The 19,495-nt window shown below is 62.1% G+C and carries 19 protein-coding genes; 17 read left to right on the top strand and 2 right to left on the bottom strand.

What is annotated here, in order from left to right; genetic code table 11:
• The first annotated feature begins 13 nt into the window (after positions 1 to 13).
• The 6 genes from GEV02_RS25050 to GEV02_RS25025 all read left to right on the top strand — a co-directional run bounded on the left by GEV02_RS25050 (position 14) and on the right by GEV02_RS25025 (position 7,823).
• Complete coding sequence (locus GEV02_RS25050; protein ID WP_152840658.1) at positions 14 to 1,804, top strand: acyl-CoA dehydrogenase C-terminal domain-containing protein; 1,791 nt, start codon at positions 14 to 16, stop codon at positions 1,802 to 1,804.
• Positions 1,805 to 1,822: 18 nt separating this feature from the next.
• Entirely contained in the window at positions 1,823 to 4,222 is a 2,400-nt protein-coding gene (locus GEV02_RS25045) for a 3-hydroxyacyl-CoA dehydrogenase/enoyl-CoA hydratase family protein (RefSeq protein WP_152809461.1), read from the top strand.
• Between the two features lie 70 nt (positions 4,223 to 4,292).
• The gene (locus tag GEV02_RS25040) at positions 4,293 to 4,745 is read left to right on the top strand and encodes a PaaI family thioesterase (RefSeq protein WP_152840657.1); all 453 of its coding nucleotides are present in this window, start codon (positions 4,293 to 4,295) and stop codon (positions 4,743 to 4,745) included.
• Between the two features lie 40 nt (positions 4,746 to 4,785).
• A complete protein-coding gene (locus tag GEV02_RS25035; RefSeq protein ID WP_008444564.1) occupies positions 4,786 to 5,982 on the top strand; it encodes an acetyl-CoA C-acyltransferase in 1,197 nt (398 codons plus the stop codon).
• A gap of 69 nt (positions 5,983 to 6,051) precedes the next feature.
• Positions 6,052 to 6,831, top strand: coding sequence for an enoyl-CoA hydratase (locus GEV02_RS25030; RefSeq protein ID WP_152840656.1), 780 nt, complete (start codon positions 6,052 to 6,054; stop codon positions 6,829 to 6,831).
• Between the two features lie 227 nt (positions 6,832 to 7,058).
• Entirely contained in the window at positions 7,059 to 7,823 is a 765-nt protein-coding gene (locus GEV02_RS25025; protein WP_152840655.1) for a hypothetical protein, read from the top strand.
• Here the strand turns inward: GEV02_RS25025 and GEV02_RS25020 are convergent.
• The gene (locus GEV02_RS25020; protein WP_152840654.1) at positions 7,786 to 8,223 is read right to left on the bottom strand and encodes a hypothetical protein; all 438 of its coding nucleotides are present in this window, start codon (positions 8,221 to 8,223) and stop codon (positions 7,786 to 7,788) included. The genes GEV02_RS25025 and GEV02_RS25020 overlap by 38 nt on opposite strands.
• 8 nt (positions 8,224 to 8,231) lie before the next feature.
• Positions 8,232 to 11,546 (bottom strand): nSTAND1 domain-containing NTPase, encoded by a 3,315-nt coding sequence (locus GEV02_RS25015; protein WP_235922938.1) that lies wholly within the window; start codon positions 11,544 to 11,546, stop codon positions 8,232 to 8,234.
• A gap of 223 nt (positions 11,547 to 11,769) precedes the next feature.
• Between GEV02_RS25015 and GEV02_RS25010 the strand changes: the two genes are divergently transcribed.
• The 11 genes from GEV02_RS25010 (at position 11,770) to GEV02_RS24960 (ending at position 19,454) form a co-directional block, all read left to right on the top strand.
• Positions 11,770 to 13,083 carry a hypothetical protein gene (locus tag GEV02_RS25010; RefSeq protein WP_152840653.1) on the top strand — a complete coding sequence of 438 codons (1,314 nt, stop codon included), beginning with the start codon at positions 11,770 to 11,772 and terminating at the stop codon, positions 13,081 to 13,083.
• Positions 13,084 to 13,370: 287 nt separating this feature from the next.
• Positions 13,371 to 15,008, top strand: coding sequence for an AraC family transcriptional regulator (locus GEV02_RS25005; protein WP_152840652.1), 1,638 nt, complete (start codon positions 13,371 to 13,373; stop codon positions 15,006 to 15,008).
• 260 nt (positions 15,009 to 15,268) lie between these two features.
• The gene (locus GEV02_RS25000; RefSeq protein WP_152840651.1) at positions 15,269 to 15,568 is read left to right on the top strand and encodes a RebB family R body protein; all 300 of its coding nucleotides are present in this window, start codon (positions 15,269 to 15,271) and stop codon (positions 15,566 to 15,568) included.
• A gap of 85 nt (positions 15,569 to 15,653) precedes the next feature.
• Positions 15,654 to 15,920, top strand: a complete 267-nt coding sequence (locus tag GEV02_RS24995) for a RebB family R body protein (RefSeq protein WP_152840650.1) — start codon at positions 15,654 to 15,656, stop codon at positions 15,918 to 15,920.
• 88 nt (positions 15,921 to 16,008) lie between these two features.
• Entirely contained in the window at positions 16,009 to 16,278 is a 270-nt protein-coding gene (locus tag GEV02_RS24990) for a RebB family R body protein (protein ID WP_152840649.1), read from the top strand.
• Between the two features lie 57 nt (positions 16,279 to 16,335).
• Positions 16,336 to 16,608 carry a RebB family R body protein gene (locus GEV02_RS24985; RefSeq protein ID WP_152840648.1) on the top strand — a complete coding sequence of 91 codons (273 nt, stop codon included), beginning with the start codon at positions 16,336 to 16,338 and terminating at the stop codon, positions 16,606 to 16,608.
• Between the two features lie 62 nt (positions 16,609 to 16,670).
• Positions 16,671 to 16,862: a RebB family R body protein gene (locus tag GEV02_RS24980; protein WP_152840647.1), complete on the top strand. Its 192-nt coding sequence runs from the start codon at positions 16,671 to 16,673 to the stop codon at positions 16,860 to 16,862.
• The gene (locus GEV02_RS24975; protein WP_152840646.1) at positions 16,859 to 17,491 is read left to right on the top strand and encodes a RebB family R body protein; all 633 of its coding nucleotides are present in this window, start codon (positions 16,859 to 16,861) and stop codon (positions 17,489 to 17,491) included. Before GEV02_RS24980 ends, GEV02_RS24975 begins: the two co-directional genes overlap by 4 nt.
• Before the next feature lie 47 nt (positions 17,492 to 17,538).
• Entirely contained in the window at positions 17,539 to 17,880 is a 342-nt protein-coding gene (locus GEV02_RS24970) for a hypothetical protein (RefSeq protein ID WP_152840645.1), read from the top strand.
• 51 nt (positions 17,881 to 17,931) lie between these two features.
• On the top strand, positions 17,932 to 19,035 hold the full coding sequence (locus GEV02_RS24965; protein WP_152840644.1) for a hypothetical protein: 1,104 nt from the start codon (positions 17,932 to 17,934) through the stop codon (positions 19,033 to 19,035).
• A gap of 5 nt (positions 19,036 to 19,040) precedes the next feature.
• A complete protein-coding gene (locus tag GEV02_RS24960; protein WP_152840643.1) occupies positions 19,041 to 19,454 on the top strand; it encodes a hypothetical protein in 414 nt (137 codons plus the stop codon).
• Positions 19,455 to 19,495 lie beyond the last annotated feature (41 nt).

The raw sequence follows: 19,495 nt of genomic DNA, 5'->3' as shown, positions 1-19,495 counted from the left end.
TCAGGAGAAAATCATGGGTCAATACGTCGCGCCAATCCGGGATATGCAATTCGTTCTGCACGAGTTCCTGAAAGTGGAAGAAGAACTGAAATCGCTGCCGGATTATGCCGAAGTCGATGCCGACATCATCAATCAGGTGTTGGAAGAAGGCGGCAAGTTCACCGCTGAAGTGCTGTTCCCGCTGAACCACTCGGGCGACCGCGAAGGCTGCAAGCACGACGCGACCAACCACACCGTGACCACTCCAAAAGGCTTCAAGGAAGCGTACAAGCAGTACGTTGACGGCGGCTGGGCTGCGCTGGCCTGCGATCCGCAATTCGGCGGCCAGGGCCTGCCGGTCGTGCTGAACAACTCGTTCTACGAAATGCTGAACTCGGCCAACCAGGCCTGGACCATGTACCCGGGCCTGTCGCACGGCGCCTATGAGTGCCTGAAAGAACACGGCACCGACCACCAGAAGGAAGTCTACCTGCCTAAGCTGGTTTCCGGCGAGTGGACCGGCACCATGTGCCTGACCGAACCGCACTGCGGCACCGACCTGGGCATGCTGCGCTCGAAAGCGCTGCCACAGGAAGACGGCTCGTGGCTCATCACCGGCAACAAGATCTTCATCTCGGCCGGTGAACACGACATGGCTGAAAACATCCTGCACCTGGTGCTGGCCCGCGTGCCGGACGCACCGGAAGGCTCGAAAGGCATTTCGCTGTTCCTGGTGCCTAAGTTCCTGCCGAAGGCGGACGGCACCATCGGCGAACGCAACCCGATCACCTGCGGCGCCATCGAAGAAAAAATGGGCATCCACGGCAACTCGACCTGCCAGATGAATCTGGACGGCGCCCGTGGCTGGATCATCGGCCAGCCGAACAAAGGCTTGAACGCCATGTTCGTGTTCATGAACGCGGCCCGTCTGGGCGTGGGCATGCAGTCGCTGGGCCTGACCGAGATCGCTTACCAGAACGCGCTGATCTACGCCAAGGACCGCATCCAGATGCGTTCGCTGTCGGGCGTGAAAAATCCGGAAATGCCGGCCGACCCGATCATCGTCCACCCTGACGTGCGCCGCATGCTGTTGACCGGCAAGGCCTACGCCGAAGGCGCGCGCGCTTTCACTTCGTACGTGGCGCTGCAGATCGACCGCGAACTGCACCACCCAGACGAAGAAGTACGCAAGGAAGCCGCCGACGAAGTCGCGCTGCTGACCCCTATCGTCAAGGCCTTCATCACCGACAACGCCTGGATCGCCACTTCGGAAGCGATGCAAGTGTTCGGCGGCCACGGCTACATCTCCGAGTGGGGCATGGAGCAGTACGTGCGCGACGCCCGCATCAACCTGATCTACGAAGGCACCAACACCATCCAGTCGCTGGACCTGCTGGGCCGTAAGATCCTGGGCGACAACGGCGCCAAGCTGCGCAAGTTCGGCGAGAAGATCAAAGCCTTCGTGGAAGACAACGGCACCGACGAAGCGATGAGCGAATTCGTCACCCCGCTGGGCGACCTGGGCGACAAAGTCACCAAGCTGACGATGGAAATCGGCATGAAAGCCTTCCAGAACCCGGACGAAGTCGGCGCGGCATGCGTACCTTACCTGCGCGTGGTCGGCCACATGGTGTACAGCTACTTCTTCGCACAGATGGCGAAAATCGCCCTGGCCAAAGAAGACAGCGGCGACAATTTCTACAAAGCCAAGCTGGCCACGGCGCGCTTCTACTTCGCTCGCCTGCAGCCAGAAACTGCAACCTTGATTCGCCAGGCACGTTCGGGCTCCGCCAACCTGATGGCACTCGACGCCGACCTGTTCTAAGAACCTAGAGGAAACGACATGACCAATTTCATCGTTAAAAAAGTAGCCGTGCTGGGCGCCGGCGTGATGGGCGCGCAAATCGCCGCTCATTGCGTCAACGCCAAAGTGCCTGTGGTGCTGTTCGACCTGCCTGCGAAGGAAGGCCCGAAGAACGGCATCGTGCTGCGCGCCATCGAGAACCTGAAAAAACTGTCGCCTGCACCACTGGGCAATAAGGACCACGCCGCGCTGATCGAAGTAGCCAACTACGAAGACGACCTGGCCAAGCTGGCCGAGTGCGATCTGATCATCGAAGCCATCGCCGAGCGCATGGACTGGAAGCACGACCTGTACAAGAAGGTCGCTCCGCACATCGCCGCCAACGCGATCTTCGCCTCGAACACCTCGGGCCTGTCGATCACCAAGCTGTCCGAAGGCTTCGACGCCGACCTGAAATCGCGCTACTGCGGCGTGCACTTCTTCAACCCGCCGCGCTATATGCACCTGGTCGAAATCATCCCGACCGAGTTCACCAAGCCGGAAATTTCCGACCAGCTGGAAGGCTTCCTGACCACCACCCTGGGCAAGGGCGTGGTACGCGCCAAAGATACGCCTAACTTCATCGCCAACCGCGTCGGCGTGTTCGGCATCCTGGCGATCGTGCACGAAGCCGAGAAATTCGGCCTGTCCGTGGACGTGGTCGACGATCTGACCGGCGCCAAGCTGGGCCGCGCCAAGTCGGGCACCTTCCGCACCGCGGACGTGGTCGGCCTGGACACCATGGGTCATGTCATCAAGACCATGCAAGACTACCTCCCGAACGATCCGTTCGCCGCTGTCTACAAGACTCCAGCCGTGCTGGCGGGCCTGGTAGAAAAAGGCGCGCTGGGCCAAAAGTCCGGCGCGGGCTTCTACAAAAAAGTTGGTAAAGAGATCCAACGCCTGGACTTCGCCACCGGCGAATACGTCACCGGCGGCGGCAAGGCTGCCGACATCGTTGCCCGCATCTTGAAGGAAAAAGATCCGGTCAAGAAGATGAAGGCCCTGCGCGAATCGACCAACCCACAAGGCCAGTTCCTGTGGGCGATCTTCCGCGACGCTTTCCACTACATCGCGATCCACCTGGACACCGTGGCCGACAACGCGCGCGACATCGACTTCGCCATGCGCTGGGGCTTCGGCTGGAACGTCGGCCCGTTCGAAACGTGGCAAGCCGCGGGCTGGTCGCAAGTGGCCCAGTGGGTCAAGGAAGACATCGAAGCCGGCCACGCACTGTGCAACGCACCGCTGCCAGCCTGGGTATTCGAAGGTCCGGTCGCTGAAAAAGGCGGCGTCCATACTGCCGAAGGTTCGTGGTCCGCAGTCTCGAAATCGTTCGTGCCGCGCTCGTCGCTGGCCGTCTACGACCGTCAGGCATTCCGCGCACCGGTGCTGGGTTCGGGCGCCATCGATGGCCGCACCGCCGGCACCACCGTGCACGAAGACGACGACGTCCGCCTGTGGCACTCGGGCGACGACGTCCTGGTGATCTCGCTGAAAACCAAGATGCATGTTATCAGCCCGGGCGTGATCGCCGGCTTCCGCAAAGCACTGGCCGAAGCCGAGAAGAACTTCAAGGGCCTGGTGATCTGGAGCGCGGACGCAGCCGACGGCGGCGCGTTCTCGGCCGGCGCCGACCTGCAATCGGCACTGCCTGCGTTCATGCAGGGCGGCGCGAAAGCGGTCGACCCTATCATCCGCGAACTGCAAGACACCTTCATGGCGATGAAATATTCGAACGTGCCGGTGGTGGCTGCTGTTGCTGGCCTTGCGCTGGGCGGCGGTTGCGAAATGGCGCTGCACGCTTCCAAGCGCGTGGCCTCGATCGAATCGTACATCGGCCTGGTGGAAGTGGGCGTCGGCCTGATCCCTGCGGGCGGCGGCTTGAAAGAAGCGGCAGTGCGCGCGTTCAAGGAAGCCAAGGGCAACGACATCCTGCAATTCCTGAAAACCGGTTTCACCAATGCCGCTACCGCCAACGTGTCGAAGTCGGCACTGGAAGCGCAAGCCATGGGCTACCTGAAGGAAGACGACGTGATCGTGTTCAACCCTTACGAACTGCTGCACGTCGCCAAGGTTGAAGCGCGCGCCATGTTCGACAAGGGCTATCGTCCACCGCTGAAGACGCCTGTGCAAGTGACCGGCCGTTACGGCTACGGCACCATCAAGGCACAGCTGGTCAATATGCGCGACGGCGGCTTCATCTCCGCGCACGACTTCAAGCTGGGCGAGATGATCGCCGAGATCGTGTCGGGCGGCGATATCGACCAGGGTTCGTTCGTGAACGAGCAGTGGTTCCTGGACATGGAGCGCAAAGCTTTCCTGGAACTGCTGAACCATCCGAAGACCCAGGAACGCATCATGGGCATGATGCAGACCGGTAAGCCAGTCCGCAACTAATCCATAGTCGGGGAACTGCGTGTCGATCCTGAAGTTCGTATTTAGAGTTTTACTGCGCGTGAGGCCTAGCATGGTGTATGACCGTATCAAGCAACAGATGATGGATACCTTGCCCTTCGTGCGCTTGCTGGGGATCAGGATCGACGAGATCGGCAGAGGCACTTCGAAAGTGTCGATGCCGGAAGACCCGAAGCTCAATAACCACCTGGGCACGCAGCACGCCGGGGCCTTGTTCACGCTGGCCGAAACGGCCTCCGGCGCGGCCATGGCTGGCGGCTTCGCGGAGCTGATCCTGGGCTTGCGCCCGGTCGCCAAGGAATCGCGCATCCAGTACCAGAAAGTAGCCAAGGGCGCCACGCGCGCCGAAGGCCGCGTCCCTGGCGATCTGGCCGCGCTGAAGGCCGAGCTGAAAGAGCAGGGCAAGGTGGCGTTCCCGGTGGAAGTCGACATCTTCGACGCCGCCGGCACGCTGGCCGCACAGGTTCAAGTGGATTGGTATTTATCCGAGAAGCGGGCTTCCTAGTTCCGCATAGTCTTCGATCAAAAATTTTCGAAAGAACAAAATGAGCAAACAAATTCAAGACGCATACATCGTCTCTGCCACCCGCACCCCGATCGGCAAGGCGCCGCGCGGCATGTTCAACAAGACCCGCCCGGACGACCTGCTGGTGCGCGTGCTGCAATCGGCCCTGGCGCAAGCGCCTGGCCTGGACCCGGCGCTGATTACCGACGCCATCATCGGCTGCTCGTTCCCGGAAGCGGAACAGGGCTTCAACATCGCCCGTCAATCGGTGCTGCTGGCCGGCCTGCCTAAGACCATCGGCGGCGTCACCATCAACCGCTACTGCGCATCGGGCATCACCGCGCTGGCCATGGCTGCCGACCGCATCCGCGTTGGCGAAGCCGATGCGATGATCGCCGGCGGTGTTGAATCGATGTCGATGGTGCCGATGATGGGCCACCACCCATCGATGAACCTGAACATGTTCACCGACGAAAACGTCGGCATGGCCTACGGCATGGGCCTGACCGCTGAAAAAGTGGCGACCCAATGGAAAATCTCGCGCGAAGCGCAGGACGCGTTCGCTGTTGAATCGCACCGCCGCGCCATCGCCGCGCAGCAGGCCGGTTTCTTCAAGGACGAGACCACTCCGGTCGAGATCATCACCCGCACGCCTGACCTGGCTTCGGGCGAAATCAAGATCAAGACCCGCACCGTCGATACCGACGAAGGCGCACGTGCCGATTCGACCGTGGAATCGCTGTCCAAGCTGAAGCCGGTGTTTGCCGCCAAGGGTTCGGTCACTGCCGCCAACTCGTCGCAGATGTCCGACGGCGCTGGCGCGCTGCTGGTCGTGTCGGAGAAATTCCTGCGCGAGCACAACCTGACCCCGCTGGCCAAGTTCTCGTCGTTCGCCGTCAAAGGCGTGCCACCGGAAATCATGGGCATCGGTCCTAAGTTCGCGATTCCTGATGCGTGCAAAGCTGCCGGCATCACCCAGGACCAACTGGACTGGATCGAACTGAACGAAGCGTTCGCGGCACAGGCACTGGCCGTGATCGGCGATCTGGGTCTGGATCCAGCCAAGGTCAACCCAATGGGCGGCGCGATCGCTCTGGGCCACCCGCTGGGCGCGACCGGCGCGATCCGCGCTGCGACCGTGGTGCACGCACTGCGCCGCAACAACCTGAAATACGGCATGGTCACCATGTGCGTAGGCGCAGGCATGGGCGCTGCGGGCATTATCGAACGCGTGTAAGCTAAGCACGGAATCATAAGAAGGGCGCTGCGGTTCAACCACGGCGCCCTTTAATCATTTGGAGATCACATGGATATTTTGAGCAGCAAGACCAACGGCGTGCTGACGCTGGAATTCAACCGCCCTGAGCGCAAGAACGCGATTACTTCGGCGATGTACCAGAGCATGGCCGACGCCATCAACGAAGCGGAGCAGGACGCCGCCGTGCGCGCCATCCTGATCGTCGGCAAGCCGGAGATCTTCACCGCCGGTAACGACCTGGAAGACTTCATGAAGACTGCGCGTCCGGCCGACGGCTCGGGCATCGAAGAGCGTTCGGTGTACAAGTTCATGATGGCGCTGAGCGGCTCGACCAAGCCGGTGGTCGCTGCGGTGGCTGGCGCGGCGGTGGGCATCGGCACCACGCTGCTGATGCATTGCGACCTGGTCTACGCGGCCGACAACGCCAAGTTCTCGATGCCGTTCGTGCAGCTGGGTCTGTGCCCGGAGTTCGCGTCCAGCCTGCTGCTGACGCAGATCGCCGGCTACCCGCGCGCAGCCGAGAAGCTGATGCTGGGCGAAGCCTTCCTGGCGCAGGAAGCGTTGGAGATGGGCCTGGTATCGAAGATCGTGCCGGTGACCGAACTGCGCACGTTTGCAGAAGGCCAGGCCGCCAAGCTGGTCGCCTTGCCGGCCAGCTCGATCCGCGCCACCAAGCAGCTGATGAAGGCCGCCCGCAAAGGCCCGGTGACGGAAGCCATCGCCGCCGAAAACACCTTCTTCGGCGCCATGCTGGCCGCCCCGGAAGCCAAGGAAGCGTTCACCGCCTTCTTCGAAAAACGCAAGCCGGACTTCAGCAAGTTCTCATAACGCCAGCGCAACCATGCACTGACGGCCAGTTGGTATTGTGCAATGCAGGCTGTTTTTCATTTATAGCACGTGATCTCGGTAGAAAGCGGACGATGCTGCTGCGCGTATGACTGACCTTGATAGGGCTCCGTAAGATGATCGTAAGGTAACAATGTCAGGTTTTTAATAGAGTGACTTCAAGCACGGGGAAGCCCATTTGTGGCAGTACCCGCACAATGGAGACACGCATGAAGACCATCATTGATAACGCAGAGAAACAGGACGCGGCGAGCGCTGCCGAGGAAATGCAACGTGCGCTGGCGCTGGCGTTGTGTACAGACGCCTTTGCCAAGGCACCACGCATGAGCCAGCTGTTATCGTTTTTGGTGGCGGCCAAATTGTCCGGAAGCCAGGACCAGTTCAGTGAATATGCCATCGGTCTGGCGGTGTTCCGGCGCGATCCGCAGGTCTATCACCCCGCCCTGGACCCCGTGGTGCGGGTCCAGATGGGGCGGTTGCGGGAACGTCTGGCTGCAAGTTACCGCGCTCTCGGGGCGGCGGCGCGTCGCCAGATCACGATCCCGCCGGGAAGCTATGTACCCGTGCTGACCGCAGCGGTCGAAGCGCCGCCGTCTTGGCGCTGTCAGCAGCTGCAACTGGCGGCGCTGCGCAATTTGAGCGGCAGTCAGGGTAACGATACCTTTGTCTGTGGGCTGAATGAGGAACTGGGCGCGGTGCTGTTTCACATGTTCGGCGATGCAGTGCAACTGCACGGCAGCGCCCCGACTCGGCCCGGCGGCAACAATCTTGCCCAACCGGATTACTGCCTGGAAGGCAGCATCCGCATGGACCCCGAGCATGTGCGGGCCTCTGTCCGGCTGCTGGACGCGGCAGCCGGACGCATCGCCTGGCTGGGGCAATTTGACTGTCGCGGTGAGTTAGGCATACCGTTGCAGGAAGCGCTGGCCGGGGTGATCAGCCGCGGCCTGCAACGCTACCTGGTTCGAGCTTAGGGGGCACGTTGGTTTCTTGCGGATCAATCGGCACCGTGATGTCACCGTTGCGGTAATTGATGGTGAGGTCGTACTGGTGAAGGACCTGATCAGGGTCGATCGTCATGTACGACAAGTTCAATGGTCCCGCAAGCGTGCTCAAAGACGAGTTGTCGGCGCTCGTGGTAATGCTATGGATAGACCAGCCCGCCAGTGTGGTTTTATAGTCCAGCACAAACAGGCAATTAGTGGACCTGAATACCACCAAATCGCACTTGGAAATATTTTGGAAGGTTATCCAGCCGCCGTCATCCTGGGGCACAGTATAGCTATAGCTCGCGCGGGTGGACTGGCCTAAGCCGGTGAGCGAGACGGTAACGACAAATTGTGGAACGGCGGGGCTGCTTTGTTGGTTCGTCATGTTGTTCCTTATATATTCAAGATGAATTGCAGGTATGCGTAGTCCCGGTAACCTATTTCATTCAGACGCCTTGTGGCAACCTGAACGGCATCACGATTTCCGAGGCAGGTATTGGCCCGCACCCAGAGATCGAGAATTTGATAGTTCATGGTTGCCATATGTCCCGCGTCGAGCATGACATAAATTTTTTGACAAGTCTGTATTGCGGCCGCGGTATCGCCTTGTTTATTTTTTAATGTTGCGTAAACCAATAAAGCTTCGGCCAAGGTTAGCCGGCTGCTCAGGTTGGAGGGATTGTGTTCATACATCGGTGCCAGCGTGACAAGCGCGGTGTCGATTTGCCGTTCGGCGTCGCCAGTCATGCCAGCGGCCAGCAAGACGGCGGAAAAATGCGCGCGCGCGATGGCGTCACGCCGCGCCCATAGCACATTTTTCGGATCCAGCGCGGCCATCGACTGCAGGGTTTGCTGCGTCTTGGCCAGCTGCGGCAGGATGACGGTAGCCGGCGCGCGGCGGGAAATCAGCCACAGTCGTTCTTGATTCAAATTGGCCAGCTCGACCTGCCAGCCACGGTTATCGCGGTCCTGTTTCACGATGGCGGCGTACAGCTCGATGGCGAGCTCGTAGTCGAGCAGGGTGTCCGCATCCCTGCCCTTAGCCAGGTTGATCAGCCCTCGATGCTGAAATGCGAGTGCAAGGCGCCGTTTCCACATCGACTCGTCCGGATACCGTTCGGATAGCTGGCGTGCCAGCATCATCTCGTCAGCATACAACTGTTGCGCCGCCTCCAGCTGGCCCAGCGACTGTTTGGCCGATGCCAGCCAGGAGTAGCTGTCGGCCAGTTCCACGGTGACGGTGCGCGATGCCGGCATCTGCGCCAGCGCTCGTCGTTTCAACGCAATCGACGCTTCAAATTCGGGCACCGCCAGCGCAGGCATTCCGCGTGTCAGTGCCAGGCTTCCCAGACTGTTGTGCGCGTAAGACTGTTCCACCCACCATTCGGTATTGGAAGGTTCCAGCGCGTGCAGCAGGTCTGAGAAGCGCAGATAGGCGCGCCAGTCCTGTTCCGCGGCTTGCCAGTCGTTCCGGTCCCTGTGCATTTGGCCCAGCCAGTAAGCGTTGACGCCCAGGTTTTTGAGCACCTTGATGTCATTGGGCGTCGCCTGTTGTTGCCGCAGCAGGATGGCATTGGCCTGATTCAGGGCGTCGATGGCGCCAGCGGAATCGCCGCGTGAGCGGCTCACTTCGCCAAGCACTTGCAAGCCTTTGGCGCGTAGCATCAGCTCGGCCAGGCTGCGCTCCTCGGTTTGCGCACCACGCAGGTACTGCAAGGCCCGCTGGCTGACGCTTTCAAGAAAATCCAGTCGCCCTAGCGGTCTGAGTTTGTCGGTGAAGTCGCCCAGCATGAAGTCGACCAGGCTTTCGGCCTCCCTGCGGCGCAGCTCTGCCGCGCGTTTGGCCGCCATCTCGCTCAGTCCCAAGCCCGATGCAAGCATCGCCAGCGCGACGATCAGCGTCAGGACCAGGACACGCAGCCGTTCATGCCGGCGGGCTCGCCGCGCGGACAGGCGGATGCAGTCCCGTTCGTTGTCTGTCAGTGGCACGCCATTGCTGAGCTGAAGCAGTCTGGCTTCGTCCAGCAGTTTACCGCTCGGCAGCAGCAGATCGCCGGGCCGCCCCTCGTCTTGCCAGCGCCGCGCGTGCAGGGCCAGCCGGGCGCGGGCGCGCAAGGCGCCGCGGTGGGTGTCGATCCACTCGCTCATGCGTTCCCAGCGCCGCAAGATTGCCTCGTGGGGGATGCCAAATACGGGTACGCCTGCCACCAGATCGCTGACAAACAGCCGCGCGTCAATCAGCGCCGTCACCGTTTGCCGGGCCGCTTCGCTGGGCAGTGCACTCCAGGGCGCGCGCTGGCTGCTGACGTTTTCCTCATCGGTCGACAGCACAATCACCTGGGCCATGATGTGTGGCAGGCTGTCGCGCTGCGCGGCGGTCAGCGCGAGCACCAACTGTTCCGCGCGTTGACCGATGGCGCCTTCGAGCCCGCCTAACTGCTGGTAGGCGTCGAAGGTCAGTTCGCCCTGCGCGGTACGCAATTGATACAGTTGCTGCAGGCAGTATTGCAGCAGCGGCAGGGCGTCGGGACTGGCGGCCGCGTGCTGGCACAGGACGTCGTCCAGCCGGGCTTGGGTCTGCGCATCGACACCAAAGCTGAGTTTGGACGCGGCGGCCGGCCCGCGGATGATCTGGACGATGTCGCGGAAGCTGGGCGGGTCGAGGTCGAAATGGCCGCCGCGCCGTTTGGCTTCGATCAGCAGCGGATCGCGGGCGATGCTGGGATAGAAATCGTTGCGGCACGCCAGGATCAGGATGAGCGCCGGGCTGCGGGCCAGTTGCGCGAGTGTGTGCATAAAGGCGTTGCGTTCGGCCTCGCTAATTTTGGCCATGTTGAACATGGCCTCGAAACGATCGATAAACACGGCAAAGCGCAGGCCGGAGCGCTGTCCCGCCAGCGCTGCAACCAGGTCGGCGCTGACGGTTTCGCCGCCGGCGGCCAGGCGCTGCCCCAACGACATGGCGTTCTCACCGGGCAAGGCCAGCTGTCCATCCCATTCCAGATCCAGCAGCGCGCCGGCCAAGGCCGTGAACAGGTTTTGCTGGCCCTGATCGATCAGATCAAAGGTGGTGGAGGCGAGCACTGCCGCCGCACCGTCGGTGCGCGCCGCCGACAGCGCCGGCAGCAGACCTGCCTGCACCAACGAGGTTTTACCGGAGCCGCTGGGACCGAGCAGCAGCGTTAGCGCCAGGCCGTTGTCGACCTGGCTGCGGACCACGGCCGCCAGGTTGCGGGTGATCTCGGCGCGGCCGAAAAAGACCTGCGCATGGGTTTCATCAAAAGCCAGCAGGCCGCGAAATGGCGAGCCGTCACGCCAGTTGTCGGGCGTCGTGCTGGCCGTGAAGTAATCCAACGGCGCCACCGCGCGGTAGCCGCGCTTGCGGATGGTCTCGATGTAGAGCGGCGCGCCGGCGTTATCGCCCAGTATGCGGCGCAGCTGGGCGATGTTCTTGTGCACCGGACTATCGCTGTAGCTGGTGCTACCCCAGCACTGCGCCAACAATTGCTCGCTGCTGACAATCTCGCCGGCCGCCTCGCACAAGGCCAGCAACACCTCCATCGTGCGCGGCTCCATTTGACGCTTCTCGTCTCCGTGTTCGATAGCGTTCCGGGCATGCACCACCCGCCATTGGCCGAAACGAAACGGCGGTCTTATTTCAACAAACGCCAGCGACGAGGGGAAGTCAAGGTCGCGCGGTTTAGGCATCAGGTACTCGCAAGAAAATGCTTCATTTTAAACAGCCGTGCCGCGCCGTAACTTGCCGGCGTGATACCTCGCCGTTACTTGTGTTACGTCGAGACCGACTCCTACCATGGCTTCGGATCACTGCGATTGCAAACGGCCGCGAGGTCCAGTCGACGGCGCCGTGGCATGAGTTTTAACCTGCGCTGGCTGATGGACAGCGCTCATCTTGCATAAGGAAACCACCATGCTTATCGTTACTCAACAGGGTATTCTCGACGCAGCCACCAGTCCGGTCGAAGATGCCGACGTCATTATGACCGCGGCCATCGTTGGCCATGCCTATATCCGCCTCGATGCCAAAAAGAACTGCCTTTTCGATATTGAAATCGATCCCGAGACGCTGTCGACCTCGCCCAATCCCGTTCCCCGAAGCGCAGACGAAGCCGCGGCCGCCGCCAAAATGGCCTTTAACTGGGCGCAGCACGTGCGCTGCGTCGCCAAGATCAACGTAGCGCTGGCTAGCATGGGCGACAACTTCGGCCAGCCCGAAAGAGGCAAGGAAGCGATGGTGGGCGTGACTCCCGTATGCGACAAGGATGCGGGGATCGTCCGCGTGATCGGCGGGACCGGCGACTTGTCGCCCATGTCCAAGGACCGGTATACCGTCGTGTCGCCGAAGGCAACACTGCCGGGCGCTTTGCTGCTGTGGATTGCACAGCAGCCCGACGTCGGCTACCAGGGCCGCGGCGCCTATACCGGTTTCGTCCAGGTCGACGATGGCAGCAGTCAGCCTGGCCTGTTCTGCACTTGCCGCCAGCGCGCGGCGTCGCCCAGCATGCCCGTCGACAAAACGAATCCGCGCCGCTGGATGCCCAGCATGGTGAAGAGTCCCCCGGTCGACCCCAAAGCCCCCAATGGATCGCTCAAACCCAAGTGGGATCTGGGTGCCAGGATCGGCATCGGCGGTGACGAGCGCTACTGGGGCATGATCCAGGACAATGCGCTGCAATGTACGCTAAAAAAGTTGGACATGTATTTCCGGGACGAGGACAAGAGCCGTGCGCAACAGCCGCTGGCGCTCACCGACATCGTCGGCTATACGCACGGGATGATCCAGGCAATCTACAACGTACGCTGGCTCAAGAAGGGAACGCCCTATGAAATTGCGGTCGGCAAAAAGACCACCAAGCTGGCGTCCTGCTTTACCTGCGCCATTTTTATGGAGGCGAATGGTTTCCCGGCATCGGCAACCCACCTTGGGCGGGGGGAATCCTGGTGTCCACTGTATGCCGCATCCATCGAATCGAACACAACGCAGGATGTGTCGCTCAGGGAATGCAATGCCAAATGGGCCAACTATTGCAAGAGCATTATCGACGCGGGCATCGAATGCATCGCCTCGCGTCTGACCGATGCCGGACACCGGGTCAGCTACCAGAGGCTGATCGACTACGTGGCCGCGCACCAGGATGCCTTTGACTACGCCAACCTGATCCTCGACGCGGTGACGGTGCATGACAGCGAGGTCAACCGAATCGACCGCACCCTGAGCGCGTAGCAAGGCCAGCGCGCCGGGTGCGGACGGGGCAAGCATCGCCTCTGCCGCGCCGGCGGTCGCTTTCGCGGCAGCACAGCGACCAGTCCCGACACCATGAAATGGAGCATGAGATGACCTCACCATCGACGCCGGTCTTGTTTGTTGCCTTTGCTTTGTGTGCACAAATTGCCGCTGCACTGTTGGGAAGGCCTCTCAAGCCACAGCGCAACGGGGACCGCCGAGGCGCTTGCGTCAAGGTTGCACCGGCCCGTTCCTGATTCGCGCCGCGCAAACCGTCCGTGATTTCCATGGGAGCGCAGCACGGACATCACGATGCGCTTTCCGTGGGCGGCTTGGGCAGCCCCCAACAGCTGTCGACGCCCGCTTACATGTATGAGCTCGATGAAATTCGCCTGTGCCTGGAGCGCAGCGTTTGCCGCACCTGGTGGTTGACGGCCACGCTCGAATTGACCGGCCGGCCGGCGTTGCTGGTGCAGGGGGGCGCGCCCGGTCCGGCCGACGCCGGACCGCGCTCCGCGTCGGCGCGGTCCGCCAAGGACACTGCCATCTTTGCGGTGAACTTCCTGCAGCGAAAACTCGGCATCCTGACCCTGCAGCTGCTACCTCATTTCATCTTGGAACCGCAGCATCGCCATACCCTGTCAGAGCTGGCTTCACAATGCGCGCGCATAGCCCAGCGCCTGGCAAGCCAGCGTTGGATGGTCCAACGTCAACTCGGCGCCCCGTGCCTGATCGGCTCCAGCAAGGCCATGCTGACACTGGACAGGTCGATCGAGGCCAGCTGCAGCGACAACCGCCCGATATTGTTGCTTGGGACGACAGGCAACGAGGCGCTGCAAACAGCGCTGGCCATACATCTCGGCAGCAAAGCCGCCGACCATGCGTTTGTCAAAGTGGACTGTGAGAAGACGCTGGAATCGCCCAAACGCTGGCTCGCCCGCGCGCGCGGCGGAACGCTGTTCCTGTGCGGCGTCGATGGCGGTACCGAGGCCGATCAGGAACACCTGTGGCGGCAACTGAAACAGGCGCTCGGCCAGGCCGTACCTGCAGTCGAGCCGGCGGCGGGCGTCCCAGCCATCGAGCAGGACAGGGGCGGTTGCCGATTGATGATTGCGCAGAAATCGCGCAAGCGGCCGGCAGGCGAGGGCATGTGCGACTGGCTATACATCAACTTGCCGAGCCTGTCGCAGCGGCCCGACGACCTGCCCCTGCTCACCCGCGCCGTCCTCGATTACCATGGCCATGACGCGGACGATCGCGCGACCGATGCCTTGCATCACTGGTGCGCCAACTACCACTGGCCGGGCAATGCTTCGCAACTGGAATGGGCCGTGGCGCGCCTGGCGGTGCTCACGCCGAATATGCGGATCGGCGCGAGCGACATCAACCAGCATGCTCCCCGCATGTTGCGCGAAGGTCCGCTCCGGCCAGCGGACGACGACGATGCGACCGACGCCTTGGCCGACACCCCGGCGGCGGACGTGCCGGCGCCGGTCGGCGCTGCGTTTCTGCCCGGCTCGGCGCACTGGGTCCGCTGCGTGCTCGAGCAGGATGCCTCCGTGCTGGCGCGCCTTCCGGCCGGGCTGAATAGGGCGCTTCAGTACGTCGGCAGGCGTTACCATGAGCCGATGACAGCCGAACAGCTGGCGCAACAGTGCCATGTCAGCGCCTCTCACCTGCGCTTCCTGTTTCGCGACCACCTGGGCATCTCATTCAAACTCCTGCTGCAGCAGCTACGCATCGCGCACGCGAAGCGCCTTTTGCTTGAGCTTCCACCACGGCGCGTCGCCGACGTCGCGCTCAGTGTGGGCTTCAACGATTTCAGTTACTTCCATAAATGCTTTCGTGAAATAACGGGGCAAACCCCGGGGGATTGCCGCCGCAAACACAGCCTCGCGATCGGCACCCATTTTCACGACGCCTAGGTCGCTCACGCCGCTCCGCCGCAGCGCACTGCCATTCCCCATTCCGCATCCTGGACCGTGCGCGGCTGGGTTGCCGCCTCGGCGATTGCAAACAGACGAACATCATCGTCCAGCCCACTATTCCGATCGTCTGGCCCACTCGCGATTGCGCCCGCGCCGCTACCATTTGTCTGCGGGTCAACGAAAAAAACATCGATGACGCGCACTTTTGTTAACCGTCAACCGGACCAGAAAATGGTTCCACTCAGGAGGAACGAAGCATGGCTTTTCCGACCGCTGTCAATGATCAAATCACAGATTCCGTCACGCAGGCCAACACCAAGGTGTTGGGTGACGCACCTGCCATCGCGATGGGCAATTTGTACCAGGCCACTGCGCAAGCATTGGCGAACGCGGCGCACAACGCGACCAACGCGCAGCAACAAAGCTACGTGACCTCGCAGTCCGCCACCACCATGGGTGTAGCGACCCTGTATTCCCTGGACACGGCCGCCACCGGCGTGGCCACCAAGACCATCCTGACCCCGAGCGGGGGCGTACGGGGCTTGGGTACTCCTTAAGGCGTGGCTTTACGTCGGCGTCACGCCTCCTGGGGCACTTTGTTTGGCATCTTCTTTTCATTCACTTACTTAATCGGAGAATCTCATGGCATTCCCTACCGCAGTCAACGACCAAATCACGGATTCCGTCACCCAAGCCAACACCAAGGTGCTGGGCGACGCACCGGCCATCGCAATGGGCAATCTGTTCCAGGCAACCGCCCAGGCCCTGGCCAATGCCGCCCACAACGCGACCAACGCCCAGCAGCAAAGTTATGTGACCTCGCAGGCGGCCACCACCATGGGGGTGGCGACGCTGTACTCGGTCGATACCGCCACCACCGGCGTGGCCACCAAGACCATCCTGGGTTAATCCGTATTGCGCTCGCACAATCCGTGCGCACGCTCCCCGCGCCCTGGCCGTGATTGCCAGTGTGCCTTAGCCAAGAGGAATACAGAAAATGGCCTTTCCAACAGCTGTCAACAGTCAAATCACCGACTCAGTGACCCAAAGCAATCTACAAGTTCTTGGCAGCGCGCCAGCGATCGCGATGGGCAATCTGTACCAAGCCACGGCGCAGGCACTGGCCAACGCCGCGCACAACGCCACCAGCGCGCAGCAGCAAATGTACGTGGCGGCGCAGGCGGCCACGACCATGGGAGTGGCAATGCTCTATTCGCTCGACACGGCTTCCGATGCTAAAGCCGTCAAGGCGATCTTCGGGTCTTGAACGCGCTTCAACGCCGGACCCTTTATTTTGCACCTATCCACCTAAGGAGTAATCAACATGGCTTTCCCTACCTCAGTCAATAGTCAAATCACCGATTCCGTTTCACAAGTGAACACCTCGGTGCTGGGCGATTCCCCGGCAGTCGCACTGGGAAATTTGTTCGTGGCCACGGGCCAGGCGCTGTCGAACGCCGCACATAACGCCACCAACGCACAGCAGCAATCGTACGTCACCATGCAAGCGACCACCACGCAAAGCGTAGCGACCATGCTGTCGATCGACACGGCCTCCGACGGGGTGGCGACCGCCAGGGTGCTGGGTCTGCACTAAGGCGGGAGCGCTGCCGTGACGCTGCACCGTGTTGAGCGACATGACTTCATTGCGGTGCGGCGATGGCAGCGCCGTTAAGCCTGGCGCATGCGCCCGCCATGGCCATGGGTATGACCTACCTGGCCATGGCGGACAGCATGAGCTTATCGATGCAAAACGCCGTGGCGAACCAGCAACGCGGACAGGCGACCGCCGCAGCGGCCGTGTGCCAGACGCTGGTCTTAATCATCAAGTTGGGAGGAAGTTCGAAATGAATGATATCGGTACAGTGAACGACCAGGTCGTGGACAGTGTCAACAGCGTCAACACGCTGCTTGCCGGGCAGTCGCCGGCGCACGCGTTTGCCATGCTCGATACGGTCATGGCTGAAACGCTGGGCATGGCCATGTATAACGCCGTCAATCGCCAGCAAAACGCCGGCATGGTGAATTCCGCAGCCGTGACCGCGGCTTGTGCACGCATGCTTAACGCGTACCCGCCGGCGCCGGCGCCCGACCCAGCGCCGCCACCGCCGCCGCCGCCGACCGTCCATGCCTTGCCGCCCCCGACGCCCGCGCCCTCGGGTGATGCGATGGTCAAGACCGCCTTCAGCCAGGGAGGCAACGCCATCACCGTCCTGCAAGGGGCTGCCGCCTCTGCCGGCGCGGTGGCGCAAGAGGCCAATGACGACTTGCAAAGCCTGGCAAAACTGGCGGCGATGCCTCCGGCCGGCGCAAGCACGGCCACCGCCAAGGCAGCCACCGCGGCACCGGCCGCTGCAGGAACCCCTGCCGGCACGGCAGCGTCAGGCACGGTGGCGTCAGGTGCGCCGGCTCCGGTCGTCACCGCCACGCCGCAGGCCAACGCGGCGAACCCGGCGAATAACCCGACGACTCACAGTTGAATTCGGCAAGGACAGCCGATCATCCAAGCAAAGCTTAAGGAACAGTCATGGACAACATCAACGCCCAGGTCATTGACAGCATTAACCAGGTACAGCTCGCCACGATGGCGCCGCAAGTTGTCACGACCAGCGGCGCCGGCAAGGCCTATCAGTCGGTGGCGCAATCGACGGCCATCGCAGTGCAGGATTCCGCCGACGCTTTGCGCAATCTCTCGACCATCGCCACCACCGCCATCGGCGTGGCGATGTCCCAGTTGCTCGCGACTAAGGACGCCAAGTACGTCGATGTCATCGCAGCCGCGCAGCAGGTGATGACCCAGGCAAACGTGGAGTTTGGCCAGGTCGGCGCCACCGCCGCCTCAGTCATCAAGGGCTATCCCCCGGGCTGATTCCGACCACCACCAGAGTACTTCTAACCGCTCTTTGAAAGAACCTACGCCATGACTGTCATCGTTGCCGGCAAACTGATTCAAAAGAGCTCTGGCCTGTCAGAGCTCGCGCGCCAGACGCTGGCCTATATCGACGGCGGTCCGCAGTGGCTGGCCTGGGCCATGCCCAACCCCATGGTCTGCTACGACGTCGCCGATGAAACAACCCTGCTGGCCGAGGTGCAGCAGGGTCTGCATTCCTCGCCGATGGCCCTGCTGCCGGAATTGGGTTTATGGGTCAGTCCGGTAAAACTGATGACGCTCGGCAGCGCAAACTTGCGCACCCTGGGCCAGGTCGAAACGGGCGATACCAGCACCACCGTGGTACAGCAGACGCAGCGGATCCTGACGGACAACCATCTGCTCACCGCGCAGAACTTGAGCGGGGCCGGCAGCTTTTTGCAGGATCTGGGTGTCGAATCGGCCCCCGTGTTTCAGGCCCTCGATTTCAAGGACCGCATCGCCCTGTGCGCACTGGCCGCCCTGCCACTGGGCCAGGACGGCGGGAAGCCCGAACAGCTGCGCTTCGAGGCCGCCGCATTTTCCCTGGAACAGGCCCGGTCCGTACCGCAGTTTTGCGACTACTACCATATCTACCTGGCCCACTCCAAGAAGATGGACGCGCTCAACAGTGATGCGGCTACACGCGCGCAATTGGCCAGCCAGGCGGTGCAGACCTTGTTGCCGCTGGCCTTTGGTGCGATGGATTGTCCGCAGCTGCCAGATCGCCTGCCGTCGCCGGCGGAAGTGGAGACTTGTTTGCGCAACTGGCTGGCCAAGGGATACCGGATCGGTTTTTCCAGCCTGTCGCAAGCGGTCCTGCAAATGGTGACCCAGACCACCTTCAAGACGGAAACCGGCGCCGACGCGCGCCGCTTGTTTGACCTTTACCTCAGCACGGCCCAGTCGTTCATGAGTGGCAATCGCATCAAGGAAAGCCGGTTGGAACAGGACGGCGCCAGCCTGACTTTCACCCTGCAGGACGCGACGCAACAGGCACAGCTGTATGTGAATGCGGATCGCCTGCTTTCATTGCGCAAATTCGGCAGCTGGACCCCGCCTGACGCCTTGGCCGCGCTGCCCAATTCCCCATCAAGCACATCCAAACCGGAGTAAGCACCATGGACCAGTTCCCGCCCCCATCTACCGAGAGCAATCCCGCCGTCGCCGCGTCTGCGGCGCCCGGTGCCGACAGCGCCCAGGCGCCCAGCGCGACGGGCGCCATCGACTGGGCCGCAGATGCCCTGCAGGCGGCCCAGACGCAAGTGAACGCGGCAGTCGCCGCCGCAGCGGCCGCCGCCCAGGGGGCGGTAGCCGCGTCGGAACTGTCGGGCGAACACGCGGTCGCGCAAGCGCTGGCCCAGACGCAAAGCGCGCTGCAGGCGGACCTGGCGGAGCGCCAGCAGGCCATGCAGCAAGCGCTGCAGGCGCAGACCCAGGCCGTTGAGCAGGCACATACGCAGGCCGAGGCGGCCATGGCCGCAGCCAGCGCAGCGCTGGCAGGCAAGGCGGTTGCCGCCCCGTCCGCCGAATAATTCCATCCACACACGCGGCATCTGCCGCACCTTCGAAGGAC

This window comes from Rugamonas aquatica (genome assembly GCF_009380215.1).
In the GTDB taxonomy this organism is placed as follows: Bacteria; Pseudomonadota; Gammaproteobacteria; order Burkholderiales; family Burkholderiaceae_D; genus Rugamonas; species Rugamonas aquatica_B.
Note: the sequence above shows the minus strand (reverse complement) of the source record. Positions and strands in the feature narration are given on the sequence as shown.

Bases quoted from the DNA above. Each gene is read 5' to 3' on its own strand.
- GEV02_RS25050 (WP_152840658.1), top strand. From the start codon at position 14: ATGGGTCAATACGTCGCGCCAATCCGGGATATGCAATTCGTTCTGCAC.
- GEV02_RS25045 (WP_152809461.1), top strand. From the start codon at position 1,823: ATGACCAATTTCATCGTTAAAAAAGTAGCCGTGCTGGGCGCCGGCGTG.
- GEV02_RS25040 (WP_152840657.1), top strand. From the start codon at position 4,293: ATGGTGTATGACCGTATCAAGCAACAGATGATGGATACCTTGCCCTTC.
- GEV02_RS25035 (WP_008444564.1), top strand. From the start codon at position 4,786: ATGAGCAAACAAATTCAAGACGCATACATCGTCTCTGCCACCCGCACC.
- GEV02_RS25030 (WP_152840656.1), top strand. From the start codon at position 6,052: ATGGATATTTTGAGCAGCAAGACCAACGGCGTGCTGACGCTGGAATTC.
- GEV02_RS25025 (WP_152840655.1), top strand. From the start codon at position 7,059: ATGAAGACCATCATTGATAACGCAGAGAAACAGGACGCGGCGAGCGCT.
- GEV02_RS25020 (WP_152840654.1), bottom strand. From the start codon at position 8,223: ATGACGAACCAACAAAGCAGCCCCGCCGTTCCACAATTTGTCGTTACC.
- GEV02_RS25015 (WP_235922938.1), bottom strand. From the start codon at position 11,546: ATGCCTAAACCGCGCGACCTTGACTTCCCCTCGTCGCTGGCGTTTGTT.
- GEV02_RS25010 (WP_152840653.1), top strand. From the start codon at position 11,770: ATGCTTATCGTTACTCAACAGGGTATTCTCGACGCAGCCACCAGTCCG.
- GEV02_RS25005 (WP_152840652.1), top strand. From the start codon at position 13,371: ATGGGAGCGCAGCACGGACATCACGATGCGCTTTCCGTGGGCGGCTTG.
- GEV02_RS25000 (WP_152840651.1), top strand. From the start codon at position 15,269: ATGGCTTTTCCGACCGCTGTCAATGATCAAATCACAGATTCCGTCACG.
- GEV02_RS24995 (WP_152840650.1), top strand. From the start codon at position 15,654: ATGGCATTCCCTACCGCAGTCAACGACCAAATCACGGATTCCGTCACC.
- GEV02_RS24990 (WP_152840649.1), top strand. From the start codon at position 16,009: ATGGCCTTTCCAACAGCTGTCAACAGTCAAATCACCGACTCAGTGACC.
- GEV02_RS24985 (WP_152840648.1), top strand. From the start codon at position 16,336: ATGGCTTTCCCTACCTCAGTCAATAGTCAAATCACCGATTCCGTTTCA.
- GEV02_RS24980 (WP_152840647.1), top strand. From the start codon at position 16,671: ATGGCAGCGCCGTTAAGCCTGGCGCATGCGCCCGCCATGGCCATGGGT.
- GEV02_RS24975 (WP_152840646.1), top strand. From the start codon at position 16,859: ATGAATGATATCGGTACAGTGAACGACCAGGTCGTGGACAGTGTCAAC.
- GEV02_RS24970 (WP_152840645.1), top strand. From the start codon at position 17,539: ATGGACAACATCAACGCCCAGGTCATTGACAGCATTAACCAGGTACAG.
- GEV02_RS24965 (WP_152840644.1), top strand. From the start codon at position 17,932: ATGACTGTCATCGTTGCCGGCAAACTGATTCAAAAGAGCTCTGGCCTG.
- GEV02_RS24960 (WP_152840643.1), top strand. From the start codon at position 19,041: ATGGACCAGTTCCCGCCCCCATCTACCGAGAGCAATCCCGCCGTCGCC.